This window comes from Streptomyces marokkonensis (assembly GCF_039539045.1).
GTDB lineage: Bacteria > Actinomycetota > Actinomycetes > Streptomycetales > Streptomycetaceae > Streptomyces > Streptomyces marokkonensis.
The window spans coordinates 14,529-27,871 of record NZ_BAABCQ010000011.1 but is presented as its reverse complement, the minus strand read 5'-3'; the positions used below and the strand labels follow the sequence as shown (position 1 = coordinate 27,871).

Genomic DNA, 13,343 nt, shown 5'->3' with positions numbered 1-13,343 from the left:
CGACGGACGGAGCGGAACTCATCGCGGCCCGGCAAGATTCTTTTCGGGCGGCCACCGGGAAGCCGCTGACCTGGGTGTTTCAGGTGTCGTACTCCTGGACGCGCCGGCCGTGACCGCGGTCGGTCAGGGCGGGCAGCCGCTCCCCCAGTTCCCGCACCACCGCGGGAACGTCGAGGGTCAGCAGCTCGCGATCCCGCATGAGGACGCGCCCGTCGACGATCGTCGTGCGCACGTCGGCGGACCGGGCGCTGTGCACGAGGGTGGCGGCGAGGTCGTGCACGGGCTGGGTGTGCGGTCCGGTGAGGTCGACGAGGACGAGATCGGCCCGCCACCCCGGCGCGATGCGGCCGACGGTGTCCCGGAGCCCGACCGCGTCGGCGCTCTGCACGGTGGCGTGGTGGAGCGCCTGGCGGGCGGTCAACCACCGCGGGTCGCCCTCGGTGGCCTTCTGGATCAGCGCCGTGAGCGCCATCGACTCCCACACGTCGAGGGAGTTGTTGGAGGCGGCGCCGTCCGTGGCGAGCCCCACGGGAACACCGATGTCGCGCAGGGCGCGCACGGGCGTGGTGGTGGGCCAGGCGAACTTGAGATAGCCGCGGGGCGCGGTCGCCACGGCCGTACGGCCACCCGCGCGCGCGAGGAGTGGCAGATCGGTCTCGACGATGCCGGTGCCGTGCGCGATGAGTACGTCGGTGTCGAGGATGCCGGTGCGCTCCAGGACCTCGATGGGGGTGACGCCGAGCCGGGCGAGACTGGCGTCGGTCTGGTTGCGGTTCTCGGCGGCGTGCAGGTGCACGGGCAGGCCGTGTTCCCTGGCCAGCTCGGCGGTGGCGGCGAGGTCGGCGTCGGTCACGGTGTAGGGGGCGTGCGGGGCGAGGGCGGTCGTGATCCGGCCGCCGGCGGTGCCGCGGTGACTCAGCGCGAACTCGAGTGCCGCCTCCCGCCCTCGCGGGCCCCGCGAGGAGAAGTACGCCTGCCCCAACAGCGCCCGCATCCCGCACTCGGCGACGACGACGGCGACGGCGTCCATGGCGAAGTAGTGGTCCGCGAACGTCGTCACCCCCGCGCGGATCATCTCGGCGCAGGCGAGCCGGGCGCCCAGCTCCACGTCCCGCCCGGTGAGGTTGGACTCGACGGGCCAGACGACGTCGTTGAACCACTCCTCGGTGGGCAGGTCCTCGGCGAGTCCGCGCAGGGCGACCATCGGCGCGTGCGTGTGGCAGTTGATCAGACCGGGCAGGGCGACCTGGCCGCGTGCGTCGATGCGTTCGACGGCGGGGAGTCCGTCCACGGCGGCGGCGCTCGTCACCGCGTCGACGACTCCGTCCCGTACGACGACGGCCGCGTCCTCCTGGAAGCCGATCCGTTCCCGGTCGTCGTGCACGAGGAGGGTGCAGCCGGTGATGACGAGATCGGCGGGCTTCTTGCGGACGTCGGCGGGCTCACGTGAGTCGGCGGGCTCACGTGAGTCGGCCGGCTCGCGTGAGTCGGCCGGCTCGCGTGAGTCGGCCGGCTTCTCGTGCGAAGAAGGCGTCATCCCGCCAACGTACGGTGCCGATCCGCGTGTACGGGCTGATGCCGGGCCGGTCAGCGCGGCAGGTCCAGTTCGGCGCGGATCGTCTTGCCGGGGAGGGCGACGCCGTACGACACGCGGTCCACCACCTCCTGACTGCTGTGGGCACGGCCGAACACGGCGTTCGGCTTCATCCTGGAGGAGCACCTGTTTCTGCGGCGCACGGGCGGGGTGGAGGTGACACGGGAGCTGATCGGCCAGTCCTCCAGTCGAAGCAGACGCGCGGTCCGCAGCTCGCCCTCTCCCCCGCCGCGTGGGACGACTTCGTCTCGTACGCCGCGCGGGACTGACCAGCGCCTACACCGCCTGCCGGGCTGTCCGTACGGCATGGTCGAGCAGCGTCCCGCATTCCGTGATCGTCCGTGCCAGGCTTTCCGGTTCCGGCGTCAGGCCCGTCAGCAGCGCGTCGATCCCGCCCAGTCCGGCCCGGCCGACCATCCCCTTCTCGTTGGTGATCCACTCCCCGCGCGCCGCCAGTACCGCGTGCGCCGTCTGGGTCGTGGCGAGGGCGATCGCGCCGGCGACCTGGGTGAGGGCGCCCTTGGGGGCGTGGCCGGCCTCGGCGTAGGCGAGGGTGGCGGTGGCGGAGCCGTACCAGCGCTCGGGGGCGGTCACGCGGAGGGCCTGCGGGTAGGCGGGGCGGGGCAGTTCGCCGCGCAGCACCTCGTTGATCGCCAGCTCCGCGACGACCAGGTACGTCGGGATGCCCGCGAGGTGGAACATCAGCGGCTCGATGCCGAAACGGCCCGCCTCTGCCTCCGCGACCTCGCGTTCCACCACGTCGAGGTCGCGGTAGTGCAGGTCGACCCGGCGGTCGTCGATGGTCAGCCAGGCGCCTCCGTTGAAGACGCCACCGCCCCAGGCGCCGATCCCGGAGACCTCGCCGGGCCAACCGAGGGCGCGGATGTCGTCCGGGTCGAAGGCGCCCCGGTAGTAGACCGCCAGGTCCCAGTCGCTGTCGGGTCCGTGCGTGCCCTGGGCCCGGGAGCCACCGAGGGTGACCGCCCGGACGGTGGGGAGGGCGGCGAGTCGGTCGGCGGTCGCGTCGAGAAAGGCCTGGTCCGCGAGGGTGGGCACTGCTTCGGGCTCCTGACGGTGGGGGCTGCGGGACGGACGCCGGAAGCCTAGGTGGGCCGGCCGCGGGGCGCGAGGGAAATTCGGATGCGGCGGCTGTCCTCGGAACGGACGATCAGAGGATCCGGAGATTGTCCGTTCACCGTCCCAGGAGCCCACGTGATCCAGCGCGTCACCGCACCCGGCCTGTTCCCGCCGCCCACCTACTCCCATGCCTCCGTCGTCGAGGCCGGGACGAGGCTGGCGTTCCTCGCCGGGTCCGTTCCGCTCGACGCGGAGGGGAATCTGGCCGGTGAGGGCGATCCGGTCCGTCAGGCCGAACAGGTGATCGCCAACCTCACCGAGCAGTTGCGTGCCGTCGGGAGCGAACTGGGGCACGTGCTGTCGACCGATGTGTACGTGGTGAGCGGTGAGACTTCCGCGCTGTCCGCCGTCTGGGAGGTCGTCGAGGCGTCCGGGCTCAGTACCGGCCCGCACTCCTCGACGCTCCTCGGGGTGAGCTGTCTCGGGTATCCGGGGCAGCTGGTGGAGATCACTGCGACGGCCGTCGTCCCGGAGGAGACACGTCCGTGAGCCGGGAGGAAGGCGGAGTGGCCCTGCGACGGGCCGTGGCCGCCGACGCCGGTGCGGCGGCCGACGTCTGGCTGCGGTCCTTCGCCGCCGCGCTGCCGACCGTGGTCCGGCCCCGCGCCGACGACGAGGTCCGGGACTACTTCCGCCATGTGGTGGTGCCTCTGCGCGAGACCTGGGTGGCGGAGGTGGCCGCCGACCGTGTTGTCGTCGGCGTGATGGTGCTGGGAGAGGGGGAGCTGTCGCAGTTGTATCTCGCCCCGGAGTGGCGCGGGCGCGGGATCGGGGACCGGTTCGTCGCCCTGGCCAAGGAGCGCAGGCCGGACGGGCTCTCGCTGTGGACCTTCCAGGTCAACACGCCCGCGCACCGTTTCTACGAACGGCACGGTCTCACGGCCGTGGAGTGGACGGACGGCGCCGGGAACGAGGAGCGGGAGCCGGACGTGCGGTACGTGTGGCGGCCTTGAGGACCCGGACCCGGACCCGGGCGGTCAGGTGCCGGTGCCGGTGCGCGCGTATTTGTCCGTCGCCGCCACCAGTACGTCGTCACCGACCACTCCGGCGTCGTGTCCGGCCTCGTCCACGATGACCAGCTCGCTGTCCGGCCAGGCGTGGTGCAGCCGCCAGACGATGCCGAGGAGGTTGCCGAAGTCGAGGCTGCCCTGCACCAGGGTGCCGGGGATGCCCTTCAGCAGGTGCGCGTCCCTGAGGACCACGCCCCCGTCGTTGCTGTTGCCGTCGCCGTCGCCGTCGCCGTCGCCATCGCCATCGCCATCGCCATCGCCATCGCCATCGCCGAGGAAGTGGGCGTTGCCCCAGTAGTGCGTGACGGTACGCGCGAAGCCCATGCGGAACTCCGGGTCCTCGAACCGGGCGACCGAGCGCGGCGGCGCGGGGATCACCGCCGTCTCCCAGTCGGTCCAGGCGCGCGCGGCCCGTTCCCTGACGTCGACGTCCGGCGACTCCAGCAGCCGGTTGTACGCGGCCGCCGGATCGCCGTCGCGTTCGTCGGCGGGCAACTCGGCGAGGAACCGCTCGTGGGCCTCGGGGAAGATCTTTCCCAGCCCTCGGGTCATGAGGGCCACTTCGGCGTCGGAGCCGGTCGCCACCCCGGTCAGCACCAGCTCGGACACCACCCCCGGGTGTGTCTGCGCGTACCGCAGCCCGAGTACCGACCCCCACGACACGCCCCACACCAACCAGCGTTCGATGCCCAGGTGGGCGCGCAACCGCTCCAGGTCCGCCATGAGGTGGGCGGTCGTGTTGACGCTCATGTCGGTGCGGTACTCGCTCGCCCGGGGGACCGACCGTCCGGCGCCGCGCTGGTCGAGGAGCACGATCCGGTAGGCGGCCGGGTCGAAGTACCGTCTGAGATTCGGACTCGCGCTGGATCCCGGTCCGCCGTGCAGCACCAGCGCGGGCTTGCCGTGCGGGTTCCCGGAGGTCTCCCAGCGGACGCGGTTGCCGTCGCCGACGTCGAGCATGCCGTGGTCGTACGGTTCGATCTCCGGATACAGGCCCATCAGGGCACCGTAGCGCCGTCGGCCGGGAGCACTCATCCCCTTTGCCGGGTGGGCAGCCCCGCCGTCCCGGCCGCGGTGCGCAGCACCTCACGGAGCATCTCGGGGGTGAGCCGGCCGGTGAACGTGTTGCGCTGACTGACGTGGAAGCAGCCGAAAAGGTCCAGGCCGGCCCCGTCCGGGGCGTCCAGTGTGACGTGCCCGCCGTGCGCGAAGGCGGGACGGGGGCGGGGCACCGGCCAGCCCGCCTCGGCGAACGCGGGCAGCGCCGCCTGCCAGCCGAAGGCGCCGAGGACCACCGCGGCCCGCAGCGTCGGCCGCAGCAGGCCCAGCTCCTGGACGAGCCAGGAACGGCAGGTGTCGCGCTCGGCGGGGGTGGGCTTGTTGGCGGGCGGGGCGCAGTGCACCGGCGAGGTGATGCGCACGCCGTACAGCTCCAGGCCGTCGTCGGCGGAGATCGCGGTGGGCTGCGAGGCGAGGCCCACGTCGTACAACGCCTGGTACAGCACGTCACCGGAACGGTCGCCGGTGAACATCCGGCCGGTACGGTTGCCGCCGTGGGCTGCGGGGGCGAGCCCGACGATCAGCAGACGCGCGTCCGGCGGGCCGAAACCCGGGACCGGCCGACCCCAGTACGTCCAGTCGGCGAAGGCCGCCCGCTTGGTACGGGCCACCTCCTCCCGCCAGTCGACCAGCCGCGGACAGGCCCGGCACCTCGAGATCCGCTGGTCGAGTACGGAGAGGCCGGTGGTGTCCATCCCTCCACCGTACGGCCGTCCAGCCCTGAGGCGCCGTACGCCTGCGGGCGCCGTCCCGTTCCCGTCCCGTCCCCGTCCTCCCGGCATTCGCGCCGCGGGTTGTTCAGAGGTACGGAGCACGTTCCTGAACAACCGGGTGGGTGCTGGACTCGGTACGGCGGGGCACCGAACCGACCGCCTCGGCTCCCAGCGCACCGGTGCCGTGCCCGTGCCCGGGCTCGGGCTCGGGCTCGGGCTCCGGCTCCGGCTCCGGCTCCGGCTCCGGCTCGGGCTCGGGCTCGGGCTCGGGCGGAGGCTCTCCGCCGTACCACTTCCGATCGACCGAAGGACACTGACGTGAACCGTTTCCACCGACTGACAGCCGCCGTCCCGGTGACCACCGCCGGTGCGCGCCGGCGGGCCACGACGACTGTCGTGACGCTGGCCATGGCGGGCGCACTCGGGTTCGGCGTGATGACGCCGGTGGCGTCGGCCGCCAACGGGCCCTGCTACGACGGACGGTGCACGACCACCGTGTCGGCGCCCAAGACCATCAAGGTCGACAGCCGCAAGTTCGGGTTCGGGAAGCTGAGGATCACGAGCGTCAGCTCCCGGTCCGTGAAGATGTCGGCCGCGGGCGGGCGCCTCGGCGGCAGCTCCAGCCCGGGCGGCACCGTCCAGTTCAACAACCTCAAGATCTGGGTGAAGTCGGTCTCCGGAAAGAAGGCCGCACTTCAGCTGTTCCCGACGCGGTACTGAGCCTGTCGTCGCGCCCCGGCGCCGGGCGCGCGCCGGGGCGCGTCGTCCTGCGGGCATCAGACGCGACCGTCCCACCTCAGCCGTCGCCGGAAAAAGGGAGCCTCCTTCGCCTGGCCGGGCGGTTAAGGTCGAGCCATGGCTTCCGAGCATGACGAGGGCGGGAACGGCGGGACGGCCGACCACCCACAGGACACGGGCGGCGACGGCGCCGCTACCACCGCCCGGTCTTCGGGCCCGGACCCGAAGACCGCCTCCGCGATCGCCGCCGCCGAGGCGGCCGGGCCGAAGAACGGCGAGAGCGTCCGCGTGGACAGCTGGATCTGGGCCGTCCGTCTCATCAAGACCCGCTCCCTCGGCGCGACCGCCTGCCGGGGCGGCCATGTCCGGGTGAACGGCGAGCGTGTGAAGCCCGCGTACTCCCTGCGCGTCGGTGACGAGGTGCGTCTGCGGCAGGAGGGCAGGGAACGCGTCGTCGTCGTGAAGCGGCTGATCCGCAAGCGCGTCGGTGCCCCGGTCGCCGTGCAGTGCTACGTCGACAACTCCCCGCCGCCCCCGCCCCGCGAGGCAGTGGCCCCGGCCGGTATCCGCGACCGCGGCGCCGGCCGCCCGACCAAGCGCGACCGCCGCGAGCTGGAACGCCTGCGGGGGCTCGAGGGCCTGGGTCGCGCCCGGAGGGAAGCCGAGACCAAGCCCTGAGACCGTGGACCACTCTCGTGCCCTGCCGGCAACGGTCGGGCACTTGGTCCGGCGCATCGTCAGGCGCGGCGTATCAGCCGGAACAGCTCCTCGTTGTGCCCGCGGCGGGCCCAGGCGACGAGCAGGAGCGGCACCATCAGGATGAGCGGTGTCGCCGCCTGCTCGCCGTCGAAGTAGGCGAGCTGGACGACGAACGCGCCGACCATCAGCGCGCTCAGCGCAACCCCCGCCGCCGACTGCAGCACCGGGATCAACAGGGCGATCGCTCCGGCCAGCTCGAGGACGCCGATCGCGTACATGCCCGCGCTGCCCCAGCCCATCTCGGCGAAGGTGTCGGCCGCCGAGGAATGCGCGATCAACTTGGGAGAGGCGCTCGCGACGGCGAAGAACAGCGCGAGGAGCACCTGCACCGCGCGCAGGGCGATCCGGGCGCCACGCCCGCGGGACGGCGTGACGGGAGTCGCGGAAGTGACGGAAGCGGCGGGTGCGGCGGGAGCGGAGGTGTCGGGCACGGGGTCTCCTGAGCTGAGCGGTCAGTGTTGCTGTCAGGGGTACAGACCGCTCGCCGGCTCGGAACTCATCGCCGATCTCCTATCCTTCTTTCACGGGGACCGCCCGTACCCACGTCCCGTCATCGGTGAGATACCGGTCCACCCCGAGTCCCGCCTCCTCCAGTGCCTCCTCGAACTGTTCCACGGTCAGTGGCCGGGCCCGGAAGGTCTGCGTCCAGACCGCGTCCGGGAACTCGTACTCCGCCCGTACCGAGTTGACGCCGTCCCCGACCGGTTGTGACGACACGATCCGCACGGTGAAGCCGCTGGGGTCCACCCGCTCACGCGGCAGATTCGTGTGGTAGTCCTCACCCTCCCGTTGGATCAGTACACAGCCGCCCCGCGCGACATGACGGGCGCAGGTGCGCAGCAGTCCCCGTCTCACCTCTATGTCGCCGGAGTGCACGAGGAACGACGCCAGCATCACCACGTCGAAGCTCTCGCCCAGGTCGAGCTCCTCGATCGGGCTGCGTACCGTCCGTGCCCCGCGCACGTGCTCCAGCATCTCGGCGGACTCGTCCACCGCGGTGACGTCGAAGCCCCGCTCCAGCAGCGGATGGGTCATGCGCCCCACACCACTGCCCAGTTCGAGGATGCGCGCGCCTTCGGGCGACGCGGCGGCGACGATGTCCGGCTCGGCTCCGGCGGGCAGCCGTGAGTAGAGCTCGACGGCGCAGCCGTCCGGAGTGATGGCTCCGGGTCCCGTCCCCTGGTATCCCTCTCGCATTTTCAGCTCCATGCCCGTCCAACGGACCGCTCTCGCACGACCGTTCCCGTCCAGCTCCGGTTCACCTGATCGAGCGAACGCTCGCCGGTCCGCACGGAGCCGGGACGATCAGCACAGGAGTCTGCCCTCAGAACGGGAACCAGCCACGCCCGATGTACCAGTGGCCGCCCGCCCGTAGATGGTCTCCGACGGCACGCTCCACCGAGGTGCGGCGCGGCAGCTCCTCGACCGGCAGGCAGGAGTGCCCGAAGACGAAGCGGACCGGCTCCTCGTCGGCCGGCTCGGTGTCCTCGCGCGTCACCCGGAAGCGTTCCTGGAACCGGACGATGTTGGAGTCCGCGGCCAGGCACCTCTTCAGCTGCGGGTCGAGAAGCCAGGAGTGACACGTCGCGGCCCGATACGGCTCCTCGGGAAAGTGCCGGGGGAAGAACCGCCTGGCGAGCGTGAGCGAGCGGTCGCAGGCTGCCGGTGTCAGCGGCCCGCGGTAGTCCGGGATGTGCAGGTTCACACAGGGCTCGCCCGGCACCGCGTCCAGCCCTGCCGCCCGCAGCACCGGTGCCGTCCGCTGCCCGATCACGGCCCGCTCGAACTGCAGCCGCCCCAGCTGGTACAGCTCTCCCCGGAAATGGTGCACCAGCCACTGCGGAGCCCGCACCCCGCCCGTGCCGTGCCCCCTGCGCCGGCTCGCCATGTTCCGTCCCAGGTCGGCCAGGGTGTGCCGGGTGATCTCGGCCGGGACGCCGCGCTCTTGGTGGTACGCGCGCGTGTGCGGCAGCGCCGCGACGTACACGTACGCGGCGAAATACGCGCCCAGCGTCTTCGGAGCCTCTGCGAGACGCTCCCCGAACCGCCGCACGCCCTCCCTGTCCCCGGTCACCTCGCCGAGGTCCCGCACCAGCTCCTGGACGCACTCCTCCAGCAGCCGCGTCACTCCGGTGTCGTGCGTCACCGCCCCGCTCAGTCGCACCAGGGCGTTGATGTCCTCGTGCGGCACCGCCAGGTCGAGCAGTACATCGGGCAGGTCGTCGGCGTCCGGCATGACGGGTCGGTCCAGTGGCACAGCTTGTCCCCCTCGTCGTCTGCGCGATCGTCAGAAGAACAGTCGCCCGTCAGGAATCGAACCGCGCCTGCTGCAGGTACTCCGGATTCGGGTCGAGAGCCGCCGCCAGCCGGAAGTGGCGCCTGGCCTGGTCGGGGCATCCCCGGCGCTCGTAGGTGCGGGCGAGCGCGAAGTGCGCGAACGCGTTGTCCGGCTCACGCTCCAGGACGATGGTGAACTCGAGTTCGGCCGGTCTCAGCTGCGCCGCCGCGAAGAACGCACGCGCGCGCAGCAGCCGCGCGGCGGTACTCTCCGGATGCGTGGCGATGACCCCGTCGAGCAGTTTCACCGCGCCCTGCGGATCCCGCGCCGCGAGCAGTTGCTCGGCGGCACGGAAGTCGATGACATCCGTCTCCGGCGTACGTCCGGTCGAACCACTGGTCTCGGGCACGGCAGAGTCCTTCCCTCACTCGAAGGGATCAACGCCCGCGCGGCAGCGGCTATTCCGACGGCCGGTGCCGGGGCGTTCAGCGCGCCGCGTGCGCTCTGCGGGTCAGCTCGGCCCACACCTCCCGCACGCGGGCCCGCAGTTCGTCCAGCGGGACGTCGTTGTCGATGACCACGTCCGCGATCTCCCGCCGCTGCTCCCGTGTCGCCTGGGCGGCCATGCGCGCGCGTGCGTCCGGCTCGGACATGCCGCGCAGCCGTACCAGCCGGTCGAGCTGGGTGGCGGGGTCGGCGTCCACGACGACCACGACGTCGTACAGCGGCGCCAGGCCGTTCTCCGTGAGCAGGGGGACGTCGTGGACGACGACGGCGTCCTCGGCGGCGGCCTCCTCGAGGGCGCGGGAGCGGGCACCGACCAGGGGGTGCACGATCGAGTTCAGGACGGCCAGCTTCTCCGGGTCGGCGAACACGATCGAGCCGAGTTTCGGCCGGTCCAGGCTGCCGTCCCCGGTGAGCACGTCCTCGCCGAACGCCTCCACGACCGCGGCGAGCCCCGGGGTTCCGGGCGCGACGACCTCGCGCGCGATCCGGTCCGCGTCGATCAGTACGGCGCCGTACTCGACGAGCAGCCGTGACACCTCGCTCTTGCCGGCGCCGATTCCACCGGTCAGGCCAACCTTCAGCATGAGCGGAAGCTTAGGCCTGTCCCGGGGCGACGTCGGACGGCGCCCCACCTCGCGGGGCCGCGTACGTCCGCCCCGCCCCGCAGCGCGGCGTACGTACGCCCCGCCCCGCAGCGCGGCGTACGTCCGCCGTCGCCCCGCCCAGCAGGGCACTCCGTCAGCCCTCGCCCTCCCGCTCCGCCAGGAACCGTTCGAACTCGCGGCCGATCTCGTCCGCCGACGGGATCTCGACGGGCTCGGCGAGCATGTTGCCGCGGGTCTCGGCGCCCGCGGCGGCGTCGTACTGGTGCTCCAGGCCCTGGATGAGGGCGGTCAGTTCCTCGTCGCCCTCCTGGATCTGCCGGTCGATCTCCGTCTGGGTGCGGTGGGCGTCCGTGCGCAGGGAGTGCGCGACGCCCGGCAGGACCAGGCCGGTCGCCGCGGTGATCGACTCCAGGACGGTCAGCGCCGCGTCCGGGTACGGGGAACGGGCGATGTAGTGCGGGACGTGCGCGGCGACGCCGAGCACCTCGTGGCCGGCCTGCATGAGCCGGTACTCGACGAGCGCCTCGGCACTGCCGGGGACCTGCGCCTCCTCGAAGGGGCTGCGGTGGCCCGGCACCAGGTCGGTGCGGTTGCCGTGCGGGGTGATGCCGACGGGGCGGGTGTGCGGGACGCCCATGGGGATGCCGTGGAAGCTGACCGCGAGGCGGACGCCGAGCCGCTCGACGATCTGCTGTACGGCCGCGGCGAAGCGCTCCCATTCGATGTCCGGCTCGGGGCCCGAGAGCAGCAGGAAGGGTGCTCCGGTGGCGTCCTGGACGACCCGCACCTCGATGGCGGGTTCCTCGTAGTCCGTCCAGGAGTCCTGCTTGAAGGTCAGCAGCGGCCGGCGCGCCCGGTAGTCCACGAGCCGGTCGTGGTCGAAGCGGGCGACGACCTGATGGGGCAGCGAGTCGAGCACCTGGTCGACGATCTGGTCGCCGGTCTCGCCGGCGTCGATGTATCCGTCGAAGTGGTAGAGCATGACCAGTCCGGCCGACTCCTGGGCGAGTGCCATGTCGACGACGGCCAAGCCCTTCGGCTCCCATGCGTACAAACCCTGCGGATCAAGCACAGTGACCGCTCCCCTCCTCGTGTTCGTACTGCACAACAAGGGTCCCGGCCCGGGCATTCCCCGGACGTCCGTCGAACAGGGCGAACAGACGGACGACAGGCGGCCGCCAACACGCCGAGGGCCCGCACCCCGGGAAGGGTACGGGCCCTCGGCTCACGAGCTGACGCTCGATGAGGAGCTCCTGCTCAGCCTGCGATCAGCTCTGGCCGCCGGCCAGCTTCTCGCGCAGCGCGGCCAGCGCCTCGTCCGACGCCAGGGCGCCGGAGTTGTCGCCGCCCTCGGAGGAGTACGAGCCGCCTCCACCGCCGCCACCGCTGCCACCGGACGCGGCCGGAGCCGCACCCGCGGTGTCGACACCCTCGGCAGCGGCCTTCTCGTCCGCCTCGCGGGACTTGATGACCTGCGCCTGGTGCTGCTCGAAGCGGGTCTGCGCCTCGGCGTACTGGGTCTCCCACGCCTCGCGCTGGGTCTCGTAGCCCTCGAGCCAGTCGTTGGTCTCGGGGTCGAAGCCCTCGGGGTAGATGTAGTTGCCCTGGTCGTCGTACGACGCGGCCATGCCGTACAGGGTCGGGTCGAACTCGACCACCGACGGGTCGGCACCGAAGGCCTCGTTGGCCTGCTTCAGCGAGAGGCTGATGCGACGACGCTCGAGGTCGATGTCGATGACCTTGACGAAGATCTCGTCGTTGACCTGGACGACCTGCTCCGGGATCTCCACGTGGCGCTCGGCCAGCTCGGAGATGTGGACCAGACCCTCGATGCCCTCGTCCACGCGGACGAACGCACCGAACGGCACCAGCTTCGTGACCTTGCCGGGCACGACCTGGCCGATCTGGTGGGTGCGGGCGAACTGCTGCCACGGGTCTTCCTGGGTCGCCTTCAGCGACAGGGAGACACGCTCGCGGTCCATGTCGACGTCGAGGACCTCGACGGTGACCTCCTGGCCGACCTCGACAACCTCGGAGGGGTGGTCGATGTGCTTCCAGGACAGCTCGGAGACGTGCACCAGGCCGTCGACGCCGCCCAGGTCCACGAAGGCACCGAAGTTGACGATCGAGGAGACGACGCCGGAACGGACCTGACCCTTCTGGAGGGTCGTGAGGAACGTCTGGCGGACCTCGGACTGGGTCTGCTCGAGCCAGGCACGGCGGGACAGGACCACGTTGTTGCGGTTCTTGTCCAGCTCGATGATCTTCGCCTCGAGCTCCTTGCCCACGTAGGGCTGGAGGTCGCGGACACGGCGCATCTCGACCAGGGAGGCCGGGAGGAAGCCGCGGAGGCCGATGTCGAGGATGAGACCACCCTTGACGACCTCGATGACGGTACCGGTGACGATGCCGTCCTCTTCCTTGATCTTCTCGATCGTGCCCCAGGCCCGCTCGTACTGGGCGCGCTTCTTCGAGAGGATCAGGCGGCCTTCCTTGTCCTCCTTCTGGAGAACAAGGGCCTCGATCTCGTCACCTACGGCGACGACCTCGTTGGGGTCGACGTCGTGCTTGATCGAGAGCTCGCGGCTCGGGATGACACCTTCGGTCTTGTAACCGATGTCGAGCAGGACCTCGTCCCGGTCGACCTTCACGATGACGCCGTCGACGATGTCGCCGTCGTTGAAGTACTTGATCGTTTCGTCGATCGCGGCGAGGAAAGCTTCCTCGTTACCGATGTCGTTGACCGCAACCTGCGGGGTGGTGGCGGTGGTCTCGGTGCTGCTCGTCATGTGGGAAAGGGCTCCGGTACGGACATTGAAGTCGTAGGTACTGCTTACGCCGGGAGCCCGTTTCGCTCTGCAGAAGCCGGACAGCCAAGGAAGCGTCACCCAAACCAGGAGTGACACCTCGAGAACCGAGGGGACATACAACAGATGCGAGCGC

General features: G+C 71.3%; 15 protein-coding genes and 1 pseudogene. 5 read left to right on the top strand and 11 right to left on the bottom strand.

The annotated features are described in order from the left end of the window. Positions 1-79: 79 nt before the first annotated feature. Positions 80-1,537: an amidohydrolase gene (locus tag ABEA26_RS04370; protein WP_345589374.1), complete on the bottom strand. Its 1,458-nt coding sequence runs from the start codon at positions 1,535-1,537 to the stop codon at positions 80-82. Between the two features lie 132 nt (positions 1,538-1,669). Between ABEA26_RS04370 and ABEA26_RS04365 the strand changes: the two are divergent. Further along, a pseudogene (locus ABEA26_RS04365) lies at positions 1,670-1,768 on the top strand (transcriptional regulator); the annotation flags it as partial. 102 nt (positions 1,769-1,870) lie between these two features. Here ABEA26_RS04365 and ABEA26_RS04360 read toward each other — a convergent pair. Then, entirely contained in the window at positions 1,871-2,650 is a 780-nt protein-coding gene (locus tag ABEA26_RS04360; RefSeq protein WP_345589372.1) for a nucleotidyltransferase domain-containing protein, read from the bottom strand. 156 nt (positions 2,651-2,806) lie between these two features. On the opposite strand from ABEA26_RS04360, the gene ABEA26_RS04355 reads away from it, so the two are divergent. Together ABEA26_RS04355 and ABEA26_RS04350 are read left to right on the top strand one after the other, a co-directional pair. Further along, a complete protein-coding gene (locus ABEA26_RS04355) occupies positions 2,807-3,220 on the top strand; it encodes a RidA family protein (RefSeq protein WP_345589370.1) in 414 nt (137 codons plus the stop codon). After that, complete coding sequence (locus ABEA26_RS04350; RefSeq protein WP_345589369.1) at positions 3,217-3,684, top strand: GNAT family N-acetyltransferase; 468 nt, start codon at positions 3,217-3,219, stop codon at positions 3,682-3,684. Before ABEA26_RS04355 ends, ABEA26_RS04350 begins: the two co-directional genes overlap by 4 nt. 24 nt (positions 3,685-3,708) lie before the next feature. On the opposite strand, the gene ABEA26_RS04345 is transcribed toward ABEA26_RS04350, so the two are convergent. Both ABEA26_RS04345 and ABEA26_RS04340 read right to left on the bottom strand, forming a co-directional pair. Then, entirely contained in the window at positions 3,709-4,740 is a 1,032-nt protein-coding gene (locus ABEA26_RS04345; protein ID WP_345589368.1) for an alpha/beta fold hydrolase, read from the bottom strand. Positions 4,741-4,772: 32 nt separating this feature from the next. Next, on the bottom strand, positions 4,773-5,495 hold the full coding sequence (locus tag ABEA26_RS04340; RefSeq protein ID WP_345589366.1) for a uracil-DNA glycosylase: 723 nt from the start codon (positions 5,493-5,495) through the stop codon (positions 4,773-4,775). A 336-nt stretch (positions 5,496-5,831) separates the two neighbouring features. Here ABEA26_RS04340 and ABEA26_RS04335 point away from each other — a divergent pair, with 336 nt between their 5' ends. Next, entirely contained in the window at positions 5,832-6,233 is a 402-nt protein-coding gene (locus ABEA26_RS04335) for a hypothetical protein (RefSeq protein WP_345589364.1), read from the top strand. 135 nt (positions 6,234-6,368) lie between these two features. After that, positions 6,369-6,929, top strand: a complete 561-nt coding sequence (locus ABEA26_RS04330) for an RNA-binding S4 domain-containing protein (protein WP_345589363.1) — start codon at positions 6,369-6,371, stop codon at positions 6,927-6,929. 59 nt (positions 6,930-6,988) lie between these two features. On the opposite strand, the gene ABEA26_RS04325 is transcribed toward ABEA26_RS04330, so the two are convergent. The 7 genes from ABEA26_RS04325 to rpsA form a co-directional block, all read right to left on the bottom strand. Continuing rightward, positions 6,989-7,441, bottom strand: a complete 453-nt coding sequence (locus tag ABEA26_RS04325; RefSeq protein ID WP_345589361.1) for a DoxX family protein — start codon at positions 7,439-7,441, stop codon at positions 6,989-6,991. A gap of 79 nt (positions 7,442-7,520) precedes the next feature. Beyond that, positions 7,521-8,207: a class I SAM-dependent methyltransferase gene (locus ABEA26_RS04320; RefSeq protein WP_345589360.1), complete on the bottom strand. Its 687-nt coding sequence runs from the start codon at positions 8,205-8,207 to the stop codon at positions 7,521-7,523. 127 nt (positions 8,208-8,334) lie between these two features. Further along, positions 8,335-9,246: an acyltransferase domain-containing protein gene (locus tag ABEA26_RS04315; RefSeq protein WP_345589358.1), complete on the bottom strand. Its 912-nt coding sequence runs from the start codon at positions 9,244-9,246 to the stop codon at positions 8,335-8,337. 70 nt (positions 9,247-9,316) lie between these two features. Then, positions 9,317-9,697, bottom strand: a complete 381-nt coding sequence (locus ABEA26_RS04310; protein WP_345589356.1) for a tetratricopeptide repeat protein — start codon at positions 9,695-9,697, stop codon at positions 9,317-9,319. A gap of 76 nt (positions 9,698-9,773) precedes the next feature. Beyond that, positions 9,774-10,379 carry a dephospho-CoA kinase gene (coaE, locus tag ABEA26_RS04305; protein ID WP_345589353.1) on the bottom strand — a complete coding sequence of 202 codons (606 nt, stop codon included), beginning with the start codon at positions 10,377-10,379 and terminating at the stop codon, positions 9,774-9,776. Positions 10,380-10,533: 154 nt separating this feature from the next. Beyond that, entirely contained in the window at positions 10,534-11,472 is a 939-nt protein-coding gene (locus ABEA26_RS04300) for a PAC2 family protein (RefSeq protein WP_345589351.1), read from the bottom strand. A 196-nt stretch (positions 11,473-11,668) separates the two neighbouring features. Further along, entirely contained in the window at positions 11,669-13,189 is a 1,521-nt protein-coding gene (rpsA, locus tag ABEA26_RS04295) for a 30S ribosomal protein S1 (protein ID WP_345589349.1), read from the bottom strand. Positions 13,190-13,343: the final 154 nt, after the last annotated feature.